At 45.3% G+C, this 21600-nt stretch carries 11 protein-coding genes; 5 read left to right on the top strand and 6 right to left on the bottom strand.

The annotated features are described in order from the left end of the window. The first annotated feature begins 28 nt into the window (after positions 1–28). The 4 genes from alaS (at position 29) to H6F73_RS22755 (ending at position 4112) form a co-directional block, all read left to right on the top strand. Positions 29–2662 (top strand): alanine--tRNA ligase, encoded by a 2634-nt coding sequence (gene alaS / locus H6F73_RS22770; protein ID WP_190761056.1) that lies wholly within the window; start codon positions 29–31, stop codon positions 2660–2662. Between the two features lie 234 nt (positions 2663–2896). Then, entirely contained in the window at positions 2897–3334 is a 438-nt protein-coding gene (locus tag H6F73_RS22765) for a zf-TFIIB domain-containing protein (protein ID WP_190761239.1), read from the top strand. Between the two features lie 66 nt (positions 3335–3400). Further along, positions 3401–3661 (top strand): hypothetical protein, encoded by a 261-nt coding sequence (locus H6F73_RS22760; protein WP_190665726.1) that lies wholly within the window; start codon positions 3401–3403, stop codon positions 3659–3661. 52 nt (positions 3662–3713) lie between these two features. Next, a complete protein-coding gene (locus H6F73_RS22755; RefSeq protein ID WP_190761055.1) occupies positions 3714–4112 on the top strand; it encodes a VanZ family protein in 399 nt (132 codons plus the stop codon). A 158-nt stretch (positions 4113–4270) separates the two neighbouring features. Here H6F73_RS22755 and H6F73_RS22745 read toward each other — a convergent pair whose 3' ends face one another. From H6F73_RS22745 to H6F73_RS22735, 3 genes are all read right to left on the bottom strand, one after another. Further along, positions 4271–5899, bottom strand: a complete 1629-nt coding sequence (locus H6F73_RS22745; protein WP_190761053.1) for a family 10 glycosylhydrolase — start codon at positions 5897–5899, stop codon at positions 4271–4273. Positions 5900–6187: 288 nt separating this feature from the next. Beyond that, a complete protein-coding gene (locus H6F73_RS22740; protein ID WP_190761052.1) occupies positions 6188–8674 on the bottom strand; it encodes an adenylate/guanylate cyclase domain-containing protein in 2487 nt (828 codons plus the stop codon). Between the two features lie 47 nt (positions 8675–8721). Continuing rightward, the gene (locus H6F73_RS22735; RefSeq protein ID WP_242072614.1) at positions 8722–10194 is read right to left on the bottom strand and encodes a PAS domain-containing sensor histidine kinase; all 1473 of its coding nucleotides are present in this window, start codon (positions 10192–10194) and stop codon (positions 8722–8724) included. Between the two features lie 907 nt (positions 10195–11101). Between H6F73_RS22735 and H6F73_RS22730 the strand changes: the two genes are divergently transcribed. Further along, the gene (locus tag H6F73_RS22730) at positions 11102–12838 is read left to right on the top strand and encodes an EAL domain-containing response regulator (protein ID WP_190761050.1); all 1737 of its coding nucleotides are present in this window, start codon (positions 11102–11104) and stop codon (positions 12836–12838) included. A 253-nt stretch (positions 12839–13091) separates the two neighbouring features. Here H6F73_RS22730 and H6F73_RS22725 read toward each other — a convergent pair whose 3' ends face one another. From H6F73_RS22725 to H6F73_RS22715, 3 genes are all read right to left on the bottom strand, one after another. Beyond that, entirely contained in the window at positions 13092–14438 is a 1347-nt protein-coding gene (locus tag H6F73_RS22725; protein ID WP_190761049.1) for a response regulator, read from the bottom strand. A gap of 195 nt (positions 14439–14633) precedes the next feature. Beyond that, positions 14634–20978, bottom strand: coding sequence for a PAS domain S-box protein (locus tag H6F73_RS22720; protein ID WP_190761048.1), 6345 nt, complete (start codon positions 20976–20978; stop codon positions 14634–14636). A 42-nt stretch (positions 20979–21020) separates the two neighbouring features. Further along, positions 21021–21554, bottom strand: coding sequence for a Rab family GTPase (locus tag H6F73_RS22715; RefSeq protein WP_190761047.1), 534 nt, complete (start codon positions 21552–21554; stop codon positions 21021–21023). Between the last annotated feature and the right edge of the window lie 46 nt (positions 21555–21600).

The raw sequence follows: 21600 nt of genomic DNA, 5'->3' as shown, positions 1-21600 counted from the left end.
ACCCCTTATTTGTTGCGTTTGAACTTTTATGCCTTCCTCTCCCCAGAACCTCACCGGCAGCGAAATAAGACAGAAATTCCTCGACTTCTTTGCCGAACGGGGGCACCAAGTGCTGCCAAGTGCCTCCCTGGTGCCGGAAGATCCGACTGTACTGCTGACGATCGCCGGAATGCTGCCGTTTAAGCCGATTTTTCTGGGGCAGCGAACGCCGGAATTTCCCCGCGCGACGACTTCGCAAAAGTGTATCCGCACGAATGATATTGAGAATGTGGGACGCACGGCAAGACACCACACTTTCTTTGAGATGTTGGGCAATTTCAGCTTTGGGGATTACTTCAAAGAGCAAGCAATCTCTTGGGGTTGGGAACTGTCTACAAAAGTGTTTGGGTTGCCGGCAGAACGTCTTGTCGTCAGCGTGTTTCGGGAAGATGACGAAGCGTTTGCTCTGTGGCGCGATAAAATTGGCGTCCCAGAAGCTCGAATTAAACGGATGGGAGAGGAGGATAATTTCTGGACATCTGGCCCAACCGGCCCTTGTGGCCCTTGTTCGGAAATATATTACGACTTCCACCCAGAACGCGGTGATGACGGTATTGATTTAGAAGACGATAGCCGGTTTATCGAGTTTTATAACTTGGTGTTCATGCAATATAACCGCGATGTAGAAGGCAATCTGACGCCGCTGCAAAGCCAGAATATTGACACCGGCATGGGACTGGAACGGATGGCGCAAATCCTCCAGAAAGTCCCGAATAATTACGAAACCGACCTGATTTTTCCGATTATTCAAACGGCTGCTGAAATTGCCGGTATTGACTACAGCACAGCAGACGAGAAAACCAAAGTTTCTTTAAAAGTGATTGGGGATCACGTCCGTTCAGTGGTTCACATGATTGCCGATGAAATTCGCGCCTCTAATATTGGGCGGGGTTATGTGCTGCGCCGGCTCATTCGTCGCGTCGTGCGTCATGGGCGGTTGATTGGCATTGAAGGTGAATTTACCCCAAAAATTGCAGAAACAGCTATTCAGCTTTCTGAAACTGCTTATCCTAATGTTCGCAAACGGGCAGATGCAATCAAAGCAGAATTGCAACGGGAAGAAACTCGCTTCCTCAAAACTTTGGAACGCGGCGAAAAATTGCTGGCAGATATTCTGGCAAAACAGCCTAAACAAATTTCTGGGGTCGATGCCTTTACCCTTTATGACACCTATGGGTTCCCCTTAGAACTGACGCAAGAAATTGCTGAAGAACAAGGCATTACCGTTGATGCTGCCGGCTTTGAAGTGGAAATGAAGAAGCAGGTAGAACGGGCAAAAGAAGCCCACGAAACCATCGATTTAACGGTGCAAGGTTCCTTAGATAAGCTGGCAGAACACATACAAGCGACGGAGTTTGTCGGTTACGCACAGCCGGTTGCTGAGGCGGATGTGACTGCAATTTTAGTCAGCGGTAAATCTGTTGATGAAGCAGAAGCCGGCACCTTGGTACAAGTCGTTTTAGATCAGACGCCATTCTATGCCGAATCCGGCGGACAAATTGGCGATCTCGGCTACCTTAGCGGCGATGAAGTGCTGGTTCGCATTGAAGATGTTAAAAAAGAATCCGATTTCTTTGTGCATTTTGGACGCGTTGAACGGGGTGTATTACGAGTTGGCGATCCCGTGACAGCACAAATTGATCGGGCTTGCCGGCGTCGGGTTCAGGCAAATCATACAGCAACGCATTTGTTGCAAGCGGCGCTGAAAAAGATTGTTGATGAATCGATTTCTCAAGCCGGCTCTTTGGTAGACTTTGACCGGCTACGATTTGATTTCAATTGTCCGCGTTCCTTAACAGCAGATGAACTGCAACAAATCGAGGAGCAAATTAACACTTGGATCGCCGAAGCTCACCGCGCTCAAGTAACAGTTATGCCACTCGCTGAAGCCAAAGCCAAAGGAGCAACCGCCATGTTTGGCGAAAAGTATGGCGATGAGGTGCGCGTGGTTGATTATTCAGGCGTTTCGATGGAACTTTGCGGCGGCACTCATGTGAGCAATACGGCTGAAATTGGGGTGTTTAAAATTATCTCAGAAGCCGGTGTTGCATCCGGTGTGCGACGAATTGAAGCGGTTGCCGGCCCTGCTATTTTAGAATATCTAAATGTGCGGGATAAGGTTGTTAAGGATTTGAGTGATCGCTTCAAGGTTAAACCTGAAGAAATCCCGGATCGGATTACCGGCTTGCAAACGGAACTGAAAAACACCCAGAAGCAATTGGAAGCCGCTAAAGGAGAATTAGCGATTGCAAAATCTGATCAATTGTTAGCCAAAGCTGAGTCGGTTGGTGAGTTTAAATTTATTGTCGCTCAGCTAGATGATGTTGACGCCGAAGCGCTGAAAACAGCGGCAGAAAGGTTGCAGCAAAAACTCGGTGCCGGTGGCGCTGTCGTGTTAGGTTCCGTCCCCGAATCTGACAAAGTCAGTTTAGTCTCAGCCTTTGGTGCCGATGTCAATAAAAAAGGCTTACAAGCCGGCAAATTTATCGGCACAATTGCCAAAATTTGCGGTGGCGGCGGTGGAGGACGTCCGAATTTGGCACAAGCCGGTGGACGCGATCCGAGCCAATTAAAGGCAGCCTTAGAAAGCGCTCGTACTCAATTGCTTGAAGGTTTGCAATAGTCTTATAGGGTGGGCAATTTCTCTCAGTGATGATCTACCACAGATTGCCCACCCTATAAGAATTAAAATATTAATTTTTCTATTTTAACAAAATCAACCCCTTGCAAAAATTTTAAAAGTAAATTATAACTGCATTCAACCGTCAAACTCATCTGCCTTTATCTGCGTTAAAAACAACTAAATATTGCCAAAAGCTCAAAATTCAGTTTAACCAAAACATCAGGAGTTAAAAATATGAAATGCCCAGCTTGCGGTAAAAGTTTAAGCCAAAAAGTAGCAGGAAATATTACAGTGGATGCCTGCGAAGGCGGGTGCGGCGGAATTTGGTTCGATAACTTTGAACTAAAAAAAGTTGATGAGCCAGATGAGAACGCCGGCGAAATTCTTTTAGCGATTGATAGAACGAAAGCGATTGAAGTTGATCAAAATAAGAAGCGACACTGCCCTCGCTGTGAAACTATTATAATGATGCGACATTTTTTCAGTGTAAAACGGCAAGTATTAGTTGATGAATGTCCAAAATGCGGGGGATTTTGGTTAGATGCCGGTGAATTGGCGGCTATCCGACAACAATTTAGTTCAGAAGAAGTCAAAGAAGCTGTTGCGGAGGAATATTTATCCGATATCTTTGATAGCTATTTGGCAACAAGGCTAATGCGACGCCAAAGTTAATGTCTTAGCTGATTTTTCGTTACAAAACAACGCTTGGTCATTAAAATTAATTAAAAGGAGTAGATTATGCCGAGATTTGAACGCTTTACTATCCATATGCAGATTAACCGGATGTTTGCCGAAGGGCAGTCATTTTTTGCCACGATGAAGGTGCAAGATTGGCTGCGGGAACGGAATCATGAACCGGCAGACTACGAGATTATTTTTCATCAAAAGCCGGCACCTCCGGGTTCAAAGGAAGTGATAGCAGTTGATATCGAATTGCGGCGTAAAGATGGGCAGCCGGTGGATGAATGGTTGCAAAAAGAATTAAATAGTCATGCCTAAACCGGCTACAGGTTTAGATTGTTTTTCCCTATTGTGAGCCGGCTAAGCACTTATGAAAGTTCGCGGAATCAAAAAATCAAATCTTGGCTGGATTATTGCCTTTTTTGGCTTTTTCGCCATCCTGCTTTTAATCATGCTGCTTGCGGACTTAGGAAGGCTACCTCTGCCACTATTTCAGCAGGAGCCTTTTGACAAGGTTGGGCATTTTTGCTTGTACGGGATTGCTTCTTTTCTCAGCCATCGTGCGATAAACCGGCGCATGATGGCGATTTTTAATTATCCAATTCCGCTAGGGCCATTTATCTTTAGTTTGTTTACAGCTTTTGAAGAGACGCTGCAAGCAACTTTACCCAATCGCAGTGCGAGTTTTTTAGATTTCGCTGCCAGCATGGCCGGCATTATTGTTTTTTATTGGGTTGGAGAAGTTTGGGATCGGAAAAGGCAGAAATAGAGGGGAATGGGGCATTGGGAATGGGGCATGGGGCATTGGGCATGGGGCAAGGCTTCGCCAACCTAAAGGTAGGGGCATGGGGTATTGGGCATTGGATGACGAGACTGTTCTTGCGCTCAAAACTCCCCTAGCCCCTAGCCCCATGCCTCTAGTTTTTTTTATCGTATGGAGACGACAACTGCCTGACTTTCGTTGGCGGTATCATCAACGGCGGATAGGGCATAAGTGCCGCGCTCAACTTTAAAAGCTGTGATGTTCGAGGGTATGACTCGCAGCAGTTTCCAAGTATTACCGGCCTTGGTATAAAGTGTCCAAGAACGAATATCATTGGCAGCCGGCTTGTCCCATGTCACGTAGTTAGAAGTCACCGTTATTCCACTTGGAGGTGCCGGCGGTTCGTTATCTAACCAAGACATAGCGGGAGGCAATGCCGGCGAAGGATAAAGCGCAGATCGGAAAGCTTCATTGACACCGAACCGATTTTCTTTGAATACCTTCATGCTGAAAAAGATATTCCCTAAAGAAAGTTGCGGTGCCATCTTGCGGGTAATTTCAACTTGTCGTTTAAACTCAGAAATTGTCCAGCTACCGCCATTCAATTGGCTGAGATAATTACCGGCATAAATGTGGCGGCGTTTGGGGTTATGTTGCGTCCACCATGTCAGCAATGCTGGATAACTTTGCTGGGGTGGATCGATGCGCCAGTAAAGTTGTGGGGCTAAATAATCCACCCAACCTTCTTCTAACCATTTCTTAGCGTCGGCATACAGTTCATTGTACTGGTCGAGTCCAACAATACCGGCAGGCTGTCCGGGCCGGTAAATTCCAAAGGGACTGATGCCAAATTTAACGTGCGGTTTCTCGGCGCGAATTCCCGTAGAAAGACGCTGCATCAATTGATTGACATTGTCTCTGCGCCAGTCAGCAAGAGAAAAGGTGCCACCGGCTGCTTTGTAAGCGCCGTAAGTTCTAGAGTCGGGGAAGGAAATGCCGTCTTTCGGATAGGGATAGAAATAATCATCGAGGTGAATGCCATCCACGTCATAGCGACGCACAACGTCCATGATTACGTCATAAGTCCGATCCTGAACCGGCTTCGCACCTGGGTCCATCCACAGCAAATCCCCATACTGGTAAGCGTATTGTGGGTAAACTCTTGCCATGTGATTACCGGCAAGCGAGAATTTGTCGGGTGTCTTGGCGCGGTAGGGGTTAAACCAGGCGTGAAGTTCGATATTGCGCTTGTGGCTTTCTGCAATCGCAAACTCTAGCGGGTCATAATAGGGTGCCGGCGCTTTCCCTTGGGTGCCGGTTAGCCAATAACTCCAAGGTTCTATTTGAGAGGCGTATAAAGCATCTCCTGCCGGCCTGACTTGCAAAACTAAAGCATTCAGGTTTAACGCCTGCATCCGGTTCAGGATCGACAGCAATTCTGCTTTCTGCTGTTCCACCGGCATTCCGGGTTTTGAAGGCCAATCAATATTGGCCACCGTTGCTGCCCACACGCCGCGAAACTCTCGCGTATGGCCAACCGTAACCATCTCAGAAGGTGTTTCAGATTGTTGGACAACGCGCCTGGGTGGGTAAGCGGCGTAAACCTGAGTCACACTCAGTCCGAACAGTAGGGACAAAACAAATATTAATAACTTGCTTTTTTGCCGGATTGCTTTACCGGCAGATGGAGGGGACTCGGCAGCGCGTGAGCTTTTCTGCTCTTTCGCCCTGAAATTACTAACCGCAAGCCGTAGCCGGCTTAGCACTCGAACAATAATAGCCATCAAATTCATGTTATTTTTGCGCCTGGATTTATATACCCCTAAACAGCAATGCTAATGATAGCAAGGCAATCGATATCTGGAAAGTTCCTGTACATCGGTTGATTATTCCTTACGACTCCCTAACAGGCTGTCTCTTAATACTGTTTGTCATTTTCTAAGCTTGCTCCAGACCAACCGGAAAAATAACAGCGTTCTTGCTTCTTTTAAATTACCCTTCATTCGGTTAAAAATCGCCTCTCGCTGATCATGAATATTTTTGACAATCCCTCATCATGTCCTGGCCGGCATCCAGCGGATTTACTCAAAAGTTTCTCTCAGTTTATCTTCAATCTGTTCTACTAGGCGCTGAGTTACCTCGCGCACACCCAATACAGAATTCTCGCCTTGGATTTGCGGGATTTCGCAACAGTCCTGATCTTTTCTGCCTAAGAGAAAATAAGTATTCATTTCTCCTTTGCCTTTCACTGAGATTGTTCCCCGTTCTTCAAATAAATAGCACTCATGCAAGAGTTGGTAGGTGGAATCAGACACTTGAATTCGCCCCGCTAAACCGTGTGATTCCATACGGCTAGCGATATTCACCGTGTCCCCCCACAGATCATAAATAAATTTTTTGATGCCAATAACTCCTGCCACCACAGGCCCGCTATGAATTCCGATCCGGATGCTGAATGCTTGATTGTTTTCCTGATTAAATTGGGCCAGTGCCGCTTGCATCTCAAGGGCCATTGCTGCGATTGCTTGAGCATGATCCCCCCGCCGGTTTGGCAGTCCGCCCACCACCATATAAGCATTCCCAATCGTCTTAATTTTCTCCAAACCATGCTGTTCGCTCAGCCGGTCAAAAGCTGAGAAAATTTGATTCAGCAAGTCTACCAATTCAATCGGTGACAGATAAGAAGCGATTTGTGTGAAGCCTACGATATCTGCAAACAGAACTGTCACTTCGGCAAAGTTTTCCGCAATGGTACTTGGCCCCTGTTTCAGGCGCTCGGCAATGGGTGCTGGTAATATATTGAGCAATAGGCGTTCAGTTTGTTCCCTTTCTTGGCGCAGTTCCGATTCCGCCTGCAATCGCTCGGTGATGTCTCGGAAAATTGCACGAGTGGCCACCGGCTTTCCTTCTACAAATGTACAGTTGACGTTTCCTTCTACTGAAATTTTTTTTCCCTTTTTGCTAAGAAATGCAGCTTGAACTCGTTCTATTTTTTCTCCAGACATCACTCTTTGAAATATCTGTAAACATTGGTTCTTACAATCGGGATGAATAATGTCAAATACGGTTAATTCTGAAATTTCTGCTTGGCTATATCCCAAGGTTTCTTGCCAAGCTCGATTGACATAAATAAAATGACCGCCGGCAGTAACGGATTGAATTAAGTCGTTGGCATTTTCAAACAATTCTCGATATCGTTCTTCACTTTCAGAAAGCGCAGCTTCTGCTCGTTTGCGCTTGATAAACTGACCCATTTGACTGCCAATCGCAGCCATTGTCTGTAATAAGTCTTCATCGGGTTGTTGCACTTCGCGGCTAAAGAATGCCATCACGCCTAGGACTTCAGCGTTGCTGAGGATGGGGAAACCAAACCCTCCATGCAATCCAGATCGGGCGGCAAGTTGTGATCGCAAGAAGTTAACATCCTTAGCGACATCGCTCATCCAGTGTGGGGAACGATTTGCCCACACACAACCGGGTAAACCAACGCCAAAGGCAAATGTCGTTTGTTTGGATACTTCGATAAATTCTGCGCTGACGGCTGCCGGTCTTGACCAAATTCCGACACATCGCAATAATTGTGAACGCACACCATTCAAATGAGAAGTGAGAATTTTTTCTTCAGGCTTCATTCTCATTTCTTCATTTTCTACCATCCAAAGTTCCCCAACTGTCCATCCTACGCTTTCACAAATTGCTAGCAAAATTTTTGGGGTAGCCTGCTCTAATGTCGCGGATTCCGATAAAATTCGGGCTGTGGCATACTGCGCCCCCCAGCGTTGTTGGGTGCGTTGACGTTCCGTAATATCACGACCGATATAAAGGAAATCTTTTAAATTTTCGATATCGGTTTGGAGGCCCGAACAAGAAAATTCCACAAAAATTTTTTGACCGGCTTTGGTATGACAAACAACTTCTATATCTTTCAGAAGTTCACCATTTGATAAAAGCTGCTCCTGAAAAACTAAGTTTAAGAAATTTCGATCAGCAATTAATCTTGAAATTTGTTGACCTATTAATTCTTCTTCACTATATTTGAATAAATTTTGAGCAGCTTTATTAACGGTTTTTATCGTGCCAGAAAATGTGGTCACTATCAAGGCATCGGCCATTGATGTAATAATTTGTTTATTATATATTTTTGAATGAGAGAGGGCGCTGAGTAAAAGATTTGATTCATTTGTACTTTGTACTAAGCTTTGCTCTAAAAGCATTTTATCTGTGACATCTTCAAAAAAAATAATTAACTTCTTTTCAAGACTTTCTTCATCGGCTGTATATTCATTGACATAAAAATCGAGATAAAAAGGGGAAGTAAATTCGGAAAATCGTCCAATACCTTTTAGCTCGAAGCTTTCTTGCTGTGCTTCCAAGACGGCATTTAAAATATCTTCAGTTCCTATCAATTCAGGAAAGCCGGTGCGGACATCCTTTCCCGGTTTCACTTCATCAGGGCGATCCGCAAATCTTTCGACACCCGAAGATATATCTAGAATAATCCAGTCCGGGCTTATAATTAGATACTCCAGGTGACGCGGGACTAAGAGTTTTTTGAAATGCTTATTCATATCAACTCTCTTAAGTTAAATTTATTGGGTTGATTTTTCGCATTATGTTAGTCTAAAAAATGACAGTTATTCCAGGGAATCATGACTCTAAACGTCGTGCCGGCTCCAACTTCACTCGCTACCATAATTCTGCCCCCGTGTAATTCTACAGACTTGTGGACAATTGCCAATCCCAAGCCGGTGCCGGAAATATTGCGAGCATTTTTGGCCCGATGAAATAATTCAAACAATCGTTTTTGATCTTCTAAAGGAATACCGATTCCTTGATCTTGAATCTCAAAAATTACCTCTTGATCTTGACATCTGACGTGCAAAACAACTGGCTTTCCCGGCGGTGAAAACTTGAGTGCGTTAGAAAGCAAGTTAGTGAGAATATGGCGCAGGAGTTTTTCATCCATGCAAGCATTAATACTTTCGCACTCATTCACGAAGGTAAGGGAGTGCTTGTTGCCGGTACTGAGCTGCATCTCTTCCACCAGATCGCCACAAAATTTTCCTAAGTCAATGAAGTTGGGATCGAATTCTAGTTTGCCGGCTTCCGATTTACCAATAATCAGCACATCATCTAACAAATTTGTCATTTGTTTGACGGCTTTTTGAATCATCTGAAAATATTGCTGAGTCTTCTTTTCACATTTTTTAGGACTGTAATAGTAATCTTCTAGTAATTCTACAGAAGTTAGGATAATCGTGAGGGGAGTCCGAAACTCATGGGATGCCATTGAGACAAAATTAGATTTTATTTCATTGAGTTCTTTTTCTTTTTCTAGAGCGTGAAGAGTTTCCGCTTCAGCACGCTTACGTTCGGTGATATCCCGACCGATATAAACAAAATCTCGCACGCCTTGTATATCTGTCTGAATGACTGAACAGGAAAAAGCAACGGAAATTTTTTCGCCGGCTTTCGTATAACAATCGACTTCTACATTTTGCAACAATTCAGATTGAGAGCGTAACTCTGAGTGTTCGATGACTGGAGAGAGAAGTTTTTTCTCAGGTATAATCAACGAAATTGGCTTGCCAATTAATTCTTCTTCGCTGTATTGAAATAACTGTTGGGTTGATTGATTGATCGTTTTGATTTGGCCGGAAGAAGTTGTCACTAATAAAGCATCGGCCATTGATTTAAGGATTTTATCTATATAATCTTTTGAACTCACCAGCGCACTGAGTAACAAACTAGCTTCATTTGCTCTTTGAACTAATGTTTGTTTCAGAACCATCATTTCTGTAACATCTTCAAAGAACACAACTAATTGATTTTCTAGCGTTTCATCATTTTGAAACTCGCTCACAAAAAGATCGATATATAAAGGAGATTCCCGCTCTGAAGACCGAGCAATGCCCTTGAATTCTAAGCCGGCCTGTTTGCCTTGTAAGACTTCTGCTAAAATATGTTCAACTCCGATCAGTTCGGGAAAGCCGGCGCGGACATCATTGCCAACAATCACTTCATTGGGGCGATCAGCAAATCGTTTCACGCTGGCCGAAGTTTCTAAAATAATCAAATCTTGATTCATTGTTAGATACTCCATACGGCGCGGGCCTAATAATTTTTTTAAAAGTGTATTCATATCGGCGCTTATTTGTAAAAATTATTGTTGTTTGCTCAAAAATGGAAGGTTTGCTAAAAAACGATTTTTTATGAAATGTGATTGTTTCAGAGATATCTCTAATTCAAAATTACCCTAAAAAAGATGTTTGGTGAAAAAGGTAACAACAATTCATGTTCTCAGATCTTCACTTAAAAACTCCCTGACAGTAGCCGGCATTAAGCAACCACAACGCAAATTTTAAGGATGCTGCTGTCACGACTTTCCAGTTTCTTTCTGCCTAGTAACCGCAATAGCAAACGATAAAATCAGCTCATTCAAAATATATAACTTAATTGATTAATAGCTTTACAAGAATAAGATGCCGACTTTTGGTGAATACTGATGACCAAACTTGCCGCTTCCCAAGCAACTAAACAGATTGGATTTGCCCAAAGGTATAAGCCGGCATAATTTGTGTAAGATGGCAGACATGATTTTGCCTTTTGCATCCTGTATAATTGGCTTAAATTCCAGATATTTATTTAATCATAAGAGAAAAATGTATTAATGTATGGTAATATCAAATTTTAAATTATTTAGATTTAATGTGCCTGGGAAATAGAAGTTTAAGCAAGGTGCCACTCAATCGTGAGACTACCAGAGGTCAGGTAGCAAGAGCAGCAGAGTGAGAACGAGATCGATGGTAGCGTAGCTCACAGAACCGTTTAAACTTAACATAATTAAACATCATAGACCCTTCTCAATCCTTCCCGTTAAAATTTTGCAGATTAACGTTAAGAAATCTCGTCGATTCAACAGCTTTCGGCGCATTTCGCTACGATGAAGCCATGAGATTGGGGTGGCAAACTGTTAGGCACGGCTGTAAATAGTGATGAAAAAAATTTTAGTTATAGAAGATGAGCGTTCCATACGCAAGAATCTGCTGGCACTCTTGACGGCTGAAGAGTTCCAGGTCATAGGAGCTGAAAATGGCAGTATCGGTGTGCAGTTGGCCGGCGCAGAATGCCCCGATTTAATTTTGTGCGACATTATGATGCCAGAACTCGACGGCTATGGCGTGCTGGCTGCATTGCAACAAAATCCTGCCACTGCCATGATTCCGGTTATTTGCCTGACGGCTAGAGGAGATCGCGCTGCACAGCGCCGGACAATGGAACTAGGAGCCAATGATTTTCTGACAAAGCCCTTCACCAGAAGCGAACTTCTCGGTGCCATTAAAACGCAGTTGAGCAAGCAAGAAATGCTCAAGCAGCAGCAGAATACCGCCCTTCAGCAAGCGATCTCCCAGCTCAATGACTTAGTTTATTACGATAGCCTGACAAATCTTCCTAATCGACTTTTATTACGTGAGCGATTTCATCACACTCTTAATCTTCAACTTTACCCCAATCAAATCATTGCGGTTGCAGTGCTCAGTCTGGATCAGCTCGACCGTTTTAGCCACAGTTTGGGAACCGACTATACAGACTTATTACTACAAGAAATTAGCGAACGGGTTGTTCCTTATGTGAGCGAAATTGGTACAGTGGCACGATTAAACAGCCAGCAACTCGCTTTAATTTTGCCGCCAGTGGAAGATCAACAAAAAGCAACACAGATGGTTCAAACAATTATTGATGAATTATCTCAACCCTTTACGTTGCTCGGATATAAAATTTTTATCACCAGCAGTATTGGCATGGCACTGTATCCAAATGATGGTGAAGACCTCGATAGTCTGTTAAAAAATGCCAAAGCTGCCATGCATGAGGCGCAAGAACAAAGTGGTAATTGCTATCAGCTTTACACAGCAGCAATGCAGGAGAAATCTTATGATCGCTTGATGCTAGAACTCGACGTGCACCATGCTTTAGAACGATCTGAGTTTCAAATGCATTATCAGCCCCAAGTTGACCTCCAAAGCGGAAAAATTGTCGCTGCCGAAGCATTGATCCGGTGGCACCACCCAAAACGAGGTTCAATCCCGCCGGCAGAATTTATTCCCCTAGCCGAAGCAACCGGCTTAATTGTCCCCATTGATGAATGGGTGCTACAGACGGTTTGCCGGCAAGCAAAAGACTGGCAAGACGCGGGATTTTCCTTATCCGTTGCAGCCAACTTGTCGGGCGTTCAATTCAATCAACCAGGTTTAAGTGATCGGGTTGCTCAAATCTTAGAGGCGTCAGGGCTAGATCCTCGCTTTTTAGAGTTAGAACTAACAGAAAGTGCGGTGGTGCAGAACCCAAAAAAAGCGATTGCTACATTAAAAGAACTTAAAGCTTTAGGCATTCATTTGTCCTTAGATGATTTTGGCACCGGCTACTCTTCTTTAAGTTATTTACAACAATTTCCGTTTGATACTTTAAAAATTGACCGTTTCTTTGTGCGCGAACTCAGTCACGAAGACAAAAATTCCGCCATTATCGTCGGCATTATTAAACTAGCGCATAGCTTGAATTTGAAAGTGGTTGCCGAGGGAGTTGAGACCAAAGCTCAACAGGAATTACTGCGCCACTATCGCTGTGATTTCATGCAAGGCTATGGATTTAGCCCGCCGGTGCCGGCCACAGCCTTAGAAAAAATGCTGGAAGAACAAGCCCGCAATCTGCAATCAACAGACATTGGTTAATTGCCGGCTCGTTCGTCGGTTGAGTTGAGTCACCTACCAAACTTGTCACTCTCAAATCCTTCGGTTAACCAGAGGAAACCTCAACTAAATCACGGGTTAACTTAACCAATAACACTTTATATTTTAAATCTAGACTTTCTTTCGGCTAAGCTAAGGCGCATCTCATTCGCTATTTTAAGCGAAAGCTCAAAATCTTAAATTCATTTCCTTCTATCGCCCTGAATTGCATTAGAAAAATTAAATGCCTAGCAGCTTAAATACCTTGACTAGGGCGCAGCCGTGCTACATCAGATGTATTATCCCGATGGGAAGGCAGTAATGATTTGGATTGCTGCAGCGGAATTTCAATAATAAACTCTGCACCCTCCCTGGGTTGAGAAATGCAAGTTAAAGTACCGCCATGCTTTTCCACCACAATCTGATAGCTGATGGATAAACCCATTCCAGTGCCTTTCCCAACTGGTTTAGTTGTGAAAAAAGGGTCAAACAATTTCCGCTGAACTTCCTTTGTCATCCCTAATCCATTATCCGCAATTCGGATCACCACCGAGCTATGATTCTTCACTTCTGTATGAATTCGGATCACCGGCAAGAGGCACTCAGCCGCGTCTATCGCTTCTAACGGATGGGTTTTCGCTTCTTCTAGCGCATCAATTGCATTGCTAATAATATTTAAAAATACCTGGTTTAGCTGGCCGGCATAACACTCAACCAAGGGCAAATCTCCATACTGTTTGGTAACTTGAATACCCGAATAACTATCACTCGTTTGCAAACGATGCTGCAAAATTAATAAAGTATTATCAAGTCCCTCGTGCAGGTCAACTTTCTTCTTTTCAGCTTCGTCTAGGCGGGAGAAATTACGCAGTGACAGCACAATTTTGCGAATTCGTTCCGCACCCATTTTCATCGAAGACAAAATTTTGGGCACATCCTTTGCCAGAAATTGAAAATCAATCGCTTCAATTTCCTCCTGAAGCTCTGTAACCGGGTTGGGGTAGTGTTTTTGATAGAGCTGGACTAACTTTAGTAAATCTTGGAGATAGTGGCCGGCATGGGCGAGATTACCATCAATAAATGTAACCGGGTTATTAATTTCATGAGCAATGCCGGCCACCATTTGCCCCAAACCAGACATTTTTTCACTTTGAATCAGTTGCATCTGGGTGTGTTGCAACTCTTGCATCGCGTGATTAAGTTGTTGGTTTGCCCGACTCAATTCTTGAGTTAATTGATACTGGCGCAAACCGGCTCTTACCCGTGCCAACAATTCATTCGGATCGATCGGTTTAGAAAGAAACTCATCCGCCCCAGCATCGAGTCCCTCGACTCGGTGAGCCACAGACTCACGGGAGGTGAGTAAGATAAAAAAAGTAGTAGCCAAAATGGGATCTGCCTTAATCTGCCGGCACACCTCCACCCCATCCATCAACGGCATGATCCAATCGCAAATAATTAGAGCCGGTTGTAACTGCTTTGCTTGTAGCAGTCCTTCGGCACCATCCTTCGCCACCGTGACATCATACCCCTCTAGGTGAAGGTCTCTCTTGAGAAATAACCGAGTTGCCGCATCGTCTTCGATGACAAGAATTTTTGACATAAAAAGTTAATCACCAGACACAGCAAAGGATAGCAAGAAATGGTATTTTGCACCCAGGCAGTTATAATCTGCTGTTTTTAGCCTTACACAATCGCCGCACCCCAGTCGCTCTCAACTCGCATCGAACACTTCAAAAATGGGAAAGTTTCAGACAGAAAAAATTCACGTTCCTAGATAAAGTTAATCACGCCATTTTTAACAAGCTGGCCAGTTAGCGATCAAAGCTTTTACCTGCTGTAGAATCGCTTCTAACTGAGCAACTAACTCCGCCAATCCTTCCAGGTGATTTTCTTGAGCCTGACTCTCTAGTTGAGCTGCTAGAGCCGGCATCTTGCGGATCGCAACCATCCCGCTTGCACCTTTGAGCTGGTGAGCACGCCGGCAAAGGGTGGCGATATCACGAGTTTCAGCAGCTTGCTTAATTTCTTCCACATAAGTGGGAGCATCTTCCATAAAGGTTTCTAGCAATTCCAACTCAAATGACGCATCTCCCCTGCTAAGTTCGTGCAGTCGCTCTAGATCCACCGGCACTTCAAGAGGAGGTGCAGACACAGGGTTGTCAGAAGAGAGAACCGACGTTATTTCCTCCTCATGCTGTTCTTTTATGGGTTTATAGCGATTGAGAATAGCCGCCAAGGATTTGAGATCGATGGGTTTGCTGATGTAGTCATCCATGCCGGCTGCCAAACACTTTTCTCGATCTCCTTTTAAGGCATTAGCTGTCAGGGCAATCACAATCGTGTGGCGAGATTCACCTTCCCGGAGGCGAAGCGCTTGTGTCGTTTTATAGCCATCAAGAACCGGCATCTGACAATCCATTAACACAATGTCGTAATCTGTTTGGGCCAGCCGATCAAGGGCTTGCTGCCCATCGCTGACACAATCAGCCTGATAACCCAGTACCTTGAGTTGACTCAGGGCAACCTTTTGGTTAATCGGGGTATCTTCCACCAGCAGAATTTTCAGGGTTGCCGGGGGTTGTGCTGGCGTTTCTGGTGGCTCTAGATCGTGGGCATGATTGGTGGGTGCTGGCGGCTTGACAGAAGCGCCGGTGGACGTGATTGCCGGCTGTGGATTGTCCTGTGTTGGTTGTTTAAGCGCCAATGGCGGAACACGTGCCGGCTGGTGCCTGCCGGCAGCAATCGCCCCATCTGTTGAGGGATAGACTTTAGTATTCATCACTTGCCTCAAGCAATTTAACAGCTTGGACGCTTTCACCGGCTTGATTAAATAGCAAGAGAACCCCAGATCCAGCAGGCGAATGGCTTGCTCTCGCTGGTGCATTGAAGCGATCGAAATCCACTTGGTTTGAACGAGGGCAGGATCGAAGCGGATCAGTTGTCCGAACACTTCCCCATTGATCCCCAGGATATCCAAGCTAATCAAAGCCACATCATAGGGTTGACCACTGGCTACAGCTTGGCGTAGGCTCGTCAGAGCAGTGATGCCGGTTTCGGCTTCACTCACCTCAATGCCAAAAGAGTTGGCATAAGAGCGCAATATTTGGCGATTGGTGGAGTTATTATCCACGATTAACATCCGGCAATTTTGGATTTTAATTTCTGGATGCTGCCGTGGCTGTGAAATTCCGCCGACGGCTTGTTTTTCTAAGGTGGTGGTGAACCAGAAAGTTGAACCTCGCCCCTCTACACTTTCAACGCCAATCTCACCTCCCATCAGCTCTACCAGCTGCTTGCAGATAACCAACCCTAAGCCGGTGCCGCCATATTTGCGCGTGGTGGAGGCGTCCACTTGGGAAAACGATTGGAAGAGTTTGTCTAAGTCTGCCGGTGCGATACCGATGCCGGTGTCCCTGACGGTAAATCGCAGTTTTACGGCTTCTGGAGAGGAAGTCAAGGTTTCTTCATTTCCCGGTTCTTTGCCGCACGTCTGGACATGAATCACCACTTCTCCTTGTGAGGTGAATTTAATCGCGTTGCCGGCCAAATTGATCAACACCTGACGCAGCCGGCTGGCATCTCCTGATAAGGCTGCCGGCACATCACTTTCCACTAAAGTAAACAGTTCCAATCCTTTGGCGTTAGCCTGTGCTGCTAGTAAATCTGTGACTTCTTCCACACAGGTATTCAAGTCAAAGTCCAGGGTTTCCAGCCGCATTTCACCGGCTTCGAGCTTGGAGAAGTCGAGAATATCATTAATCAGGGTCAGCAAATTTTGGCCGCTGACGCGCAGGGTTCGCACAAAGTCTTGCTGTTCCGCATTGAGTGGCGTTGACAAAAGCAAATCGGTCATCCCCAGCACACCATTCATCGGTGTGCGGATTTCGTGACTCATGTTGGCCAGGAATTGCGATTTCATCCGCGAGGCTTCCAGGGCGGCTTCTCGCGCTTCGACCAATTCATTAATCACTTGAGTGACGATGACAACTCCCCCAACTTTTCCCTCTGAGCTATACCAAGGTTGAACAGCCCAGCGCAGATACATTTTAGAGCCGTCTAACTGCTCAAACATTTCCTCTGGTTTGGAAATGACCTCCCCTTGCAGCGCCCGCTGGTGGATATGTTTTCGAGGCAATGATAGATAGGGCAAAACTTCATAGGCGGAACGCCCGATCAAAGCTTGCTCCTGTAGCTGGTAATCTGTCACCCACTGATTGCTGTGAGCGAGATAGCGCATCTCGGTATCAAACATTGCCATTGCCACCGGCGCATTGGTAATAATTTGCCGCAGCTGCTGACGCTCTTGCTCTAGGGCTTGTTCTATTAGCTTGCGGTCGGTAATGTCGTTGAGGGTGCCTGAAACGCCGAGCACTGTGCCGTCTGATGCCAAATTCAAGCGTTTTTGAACCTCAATCCAGCGGTAGCCACCCTTTTTTGTTAAGTAACGAATTTCGTGCCGGATGACTTCTTTTTTATGGTTAATTAGGCTTTCAAAATGCCCTAAATTTACTTGGCGGTCATCGGGATAAATGAATTCTAGAAAGTTTTTGCCTAGGCTTTCTTCAACAGTGAAGCCGGTGATTTCTGTCCAGGCTGGGTTGAGAAATGTCCACAAGCCATTTGCGTCTTTTTTGAAAATGACTTCATGTAAGCTGTTAACAACAGAACGATATTTGTTCTCGCTTTCTAAAAGTGCAGCTTCTGCTAGCTTGCGGTCAGTAATATCGCGCTGAACGGTGGCAAAACACATGGGTTCGCCGGTTTCTAAGTGCTTGACAATAAACACGGTCATTTGGGTGTCGATGAGCTGGCCGGTTTTAAAGTGGCGCAGTTTGCCTTCTCCCTCCCAGTGACCATTTTTTTCAATGGTGGGGAACAACGTCTGTTGATATTGCACCCAAGTGTCTTGAGAAACATAGTCGGATATTTTAGGAACCAAGGTTTGTTGGTCACTGTCGAGTCCTACCAGCTGACGCCCCGCTTCATTGAGATAAAAGACTTCGCTTTCTAATGTGGCCATGCCAATGAAGTCGCTGCTATTTTCGACAAGGGCAACAAATTTTTGCCGTTCCTCTTCTGCTCGTTTGCGCTCACCGGCTTCCATCGCCAGAGATGCCATGTAGGCCAAGTAATTCGCGAAGTTTTGCTCTTCTAGCGCCCAACGGCGGGCGGTTCCGATGTGTTCGTGACAAAGCACTCCGACTGTTCGCCCACCCATGCGAATGGGTACATCTAACATGGATGCAATTCCCAAGGGTTTGAGATAGCACTCTGAAAACTCCTGAGTCCGGGGATCGGTGTGAGCGTCATCCGCAGCAATTGTGCGGTCTGCTTTAATCGCTTGGAAATAATTGGGAAAGTCTGTGGCAGCGAGTTCTAGGCCACTGGAATGCTGATTTTGGGTCAGTTCATACAGATCAGCGCAGTTAATTTTGGAGTGGTCATCGTTGTAGAACCAGACACTGACCCGCTCTAACTCAAGCGTCTGAGCTGCGATTTGGGTAATCTCTTGCAAGGCTGCTTCCAGATCGCCGGTGTACAGGGGTTGGCACTTGGCGAGCGCCATCAGTCCTGCTTGCTGGCTTCTGAGCCGAATTTCGCTTTCTCGCAGTGCTTGTTCTGCCTGCTTGCGAGCGGTGATATCAAAAACGGAGGACCGGCACATTAAATAGTTGCCGGCGCTATCTCTAACTGCTGTTGAACTCAAGAGGATGGGCAGTATTGTGCCATCTTTACGAATGATGTCGAACTCAAGATCGCTGAGCCAGCCTTGCGCGTGGTAGCAGGGAAGATTTTCCTTTAAAGTTTGCACACTCTCTGCTGTCAGGATATCAGCAAATTTCATTTTTCCGATCAGTTCATCTCGCGTATAGCCAAACCAATTAAGTTCGGTATCGTTGATTCGGATGAATATCCCATCTAGGTCGAGAGAGTGATAACCGCAGGGGGCGTAGTTATACAAATCCTGAAGTTCATCTGCGTATCTTTGCAGTTCCGCCTCTGCTTGTTTGCGCTCAGTAATTTCATACTGAAGAAATTCATTGGTTTCGATTAACTCGGCGGTACGTTCTTGGACTCGAATTTCTAATTGATCGTGGGATTTCCGTAGTGCTTCTTGGGCTTGCTGGCGTTCGAGTTCTGCTGCGGCGCGGGCGGCAAAAACCGTGATCAGCAATGTGGCCTGCGGATCTTCCTTGAGTGGCCGGTCATGGATAATGCACAGGTTGCCAATCACTTTTTGCGATCTGTCTAATAGGGGAACTCCCAAGTAACCGGCTGCACCCATTGGAACGAGTGCCGGCGCTTGTGGGAAACGTTCCTGCAAATAATCGGGAAAGTGACAGAGCTGTTCCTGTTTGATCACGACTTCACAGGGAGTGCCGGCTAGGTTGTACTCGAAGTTGTTTCCCAGTTGATCGCCGGCCCAAAAGGCGAGGGATTGCAATTTTTCAATCGGGTCTCCTTTGGCTTCTGAGACGAGGGCATAGCGAACGTCGAGTGCGGCTGCCAGATGGCGCACCAGTGCGGGAAAAAATTCTTCTCCGGTGACGGAGGCTGTGCCGGCAACGATGTTTTGTAGGACTTCTTCGGCTCGCTGGCGTTCGCTAATTTCTGCTTGTAATGCTGCGTTGGTTGTCGCGAGTTCTGCGGTGCGTTCTTGCACTCGAATTTCTAATTCATCGTGAGCTTGGCGCAGTGCTTCTTCTGTTTGCTGCCGTGCCCAAACTTCGCTAAGTAATTGTTCGTTGGTTGCTTTTAATTCGGCGGTGCGTTCATCGACTCGGCGTTCTAATTCTTCATTGGTTTGTTGCAGGATGGCTTCGGCTTGCTTGCGTTCGGTAATGTCGGTGATGATGCCTTCAATTCGGATGCCGTTGCCTTTGGCATCTTTAATTAACTGACCTCGATCGTAAACCCAACGCACTTCTGAGTCGCGACGAATGATGCGGTATTCTATTTCGGCGCTGCCGGTTTTTACAATTGTGGAAACATAGTTAGAAACTCGCTCACGGTCTTCTGGGTGAATCACTTCAAGCCAGAGTCGGCGATTGTTATAAAATTCCCCAACAGGCCGGTTGTAAAGTGTCTCTGTAGCTGGGTTTAGGTAAAGCAGTTCAAAGGTTGTTGCTGAAATTGACCACACCACATCTTGAAGCGAGTTCATTAGGCTGCTGAAGCGCAATTTACTCTCTCGCAAGGCTGTTTCTATCTTCTGGCGCTCGGCAATTTGGGTTTCTAGTTGCTGGATGGTTTGCCTTAATTCGAGGGTTCGTTCGCTAACTCGCTGGGCGAGTGCTGCGTTCATTTTGGCTATGGCGGCTTCGGTGCGCTTGCGCTCGGTGATATCTCGACCGATATAGACAAAATCTTCTAGGTTATCTAAGCCGGTTTGGATGGCTGAGCCAGAAAAGGCGATGAAAATTTCTTCTCCGGTTTTGGTTTGGCAAATGACTTCGACATTTTGCAAAAATTCCCCTCTAGATAGGGCTGTTGCCGGCTGTAAAAAATCTCTGACTGATGTTATTTTATTCTCGCTTTGCCCTTCAGCCATAATCATCGCAAGCGGCTGATCTATTAAGTCTTTTTCTTGATAGCCAAACAAATCTAAAGTCGCTTTATTAACTGTTTTTATAATTGCGTTTTTATTTACAACAAATAAAGCATCAGACGTGGCTAATAAAATTTTTTCAAGATAAGATTTGGCGGCTGATAGTTGGCTTAATAAAAGATAAGATTCGTTTTCTCGCTGAACTAAGGTTTGTTTTAAAACCATCCTTTCAGTCGAGTTTTCCATGAGGACGAGCAATCGATTTTTTAAAAGTTTTTCGTCTTCATCTCTAATGACGTAAACATCTATATATAAGGGAGAACTCGCTTCAACAGAGCGATCAATGCCTTTGAGTTCAAAAAGCTCCTGTTGCCCTTGAAGGAGGGCAATTAGATAATCTTCGATGCCAATGAGTTCGGGAAAGCCGGCGCGAACATCGTTTCCGAGGATGGCTTCATAGGGACGATCAGAAAAGTGTCTGGCTCCATCAGATATTTCTATGATGTTGAAGTGTTCATCTACTACCATGTATTCCATCTGGTTGATGGACGAGGGTTTATGGAAAATCTGATTTAAAACTTGGTATTTCATGAAGGCTTGGAGATTTAGCGCTAGTTAAAAATCAAAGTTTAGTTACACCGGCTCTACCATTTTGTAAGCTAATTTCTGAAAGATTTCATCTACGTCTTTGCCGATTTTTGCCGAAGTTGTATGGATGCTTAGTATTTGCTCGTGAGAGAGATCCTCGACAAGCTCAAAAAGCTTTGCCAGTTTTTCTTCATCAATGAGGTCGGATTTATTTAAAGCGATAATGATAGAGCTTTTGGGGTTAACAGATGTAAAGAGCTGAAGATGCTCTGGAATTCGCTCAATGGTTTCTTGCCGGCTCACATCTGCAACGATCACCGCACCACTGGCTCCTTGTAAGTAACTTGGGGCAATCGCCTTAAATTTAGTATGCCCTTCTAAGTCCCATATTAACAGCTGTAAATCTAGCTTTTCCTGCTCCTTCGCCCCAATCAGTTCAATATTTTTTCGAGAAATTTTAACACCAACTGTTGAAAGGTACTGATCGCTAAACTGGCGATCAACAAATCGGCGAATTAAGCTAGTTTTTCCAACGCCAAAATCGCCGACCAGGCACATTTTTTTTGATATCATTGACATATTTAGTTAACTGACGGATTATAGGTTGACATAATTGCTCAGCCTG

Source organism: Microcoleus sp. FACHB-68, from assembly GCF_014695715.1.
In the GTDB taxonomy this organism is placed as follows: Bacteria; Cyanobacteriota; Cyanobacteriia; order Cyanobacteriales; family Oscillatoriaceae; genus FACHB-68.
This window is presented reverse-complemented; position numbering and strand designations above follow the sequence as displayed.

Bases quoted from the DNA above. Each gene is read 5' to 3' on its own strand.
- alaS (WP_190761056.1), top strand. From the start codon at position 29: ATGCCTTCCTCTCCCCAGAACCTCACCGGCAGCGAAATAAGACAGAAA.
- H6F73_RS22740 (WP_190761052.1), bottom strand. From the start codon at position 8,674: ATGAATAAGCATTTCAAAAAACTCTTAGTCCCGCGTCACCTGGAGTAT.
- H6F73_RS22755 (WP_190761055.1), top strand. From the start codon at position 3,714: ATGAAAGTTCGCGGAATCAAAAAATCAAATCTTGGCTGGATTATTGCC.
- H6F73_RS22765 (WP_190761239.1), top strand. From the start codon at position 2,897: ATGAAATGCCCAGCTTGCGGTAAAAGTTTAAGCCAAAAAGTAGCAGGA.
- H6F73_RS22720 (WP_190761048.1), bottom strand. From the start codon at position 20,978: ATGAAATACCAAGTTTTAAATCAGATTTTCCATAAACCCTCGTCCATC.
- H6F73_RS22745 (WP_190761053.1), bottom strand. From the start codon at position 5,899: ATGAATTTGATGGCTATTATTGTTCGAGTGCTAAGCCGGCTACGGCTT.
- H6F73_RS22735 (WP_242072614.1), bottom strand. From the start codon at position 10,194: ATGAATCAAGATTTGATTATTTTAGAAACTTCGGCCAGCGTGAAACGA.
- H6F73_RS22715 (WP_190761047.1), bottom strand. From the start codon at position 21,554: ATGTCAATGATATCAAAAAAAATGTGCCTGGTCGGCGATTTTGGCGTT.
- H6F73_RS22730 (WP_190761050.1), top strand. From the start codon at position 11,102: ATGAAAAAAATTTTAGTTATAGAAGATGAGCGTTCCATACGCAAGAAT.
- H6F73_RS22725 (WP_190761049.1), bottom strand. From the start codon at position 14,438: ATGTCAAAAATTCTTGTCATCGAAGACGATGCGGCAACTCGGTTATTT.
- H6F73_RS22760 (WP_190665726.1), top strand. From the start codon at position 3,401: ATGCCGAGATTTGAACGCTTTACTATCCATATGCAGATTAACCGGATG.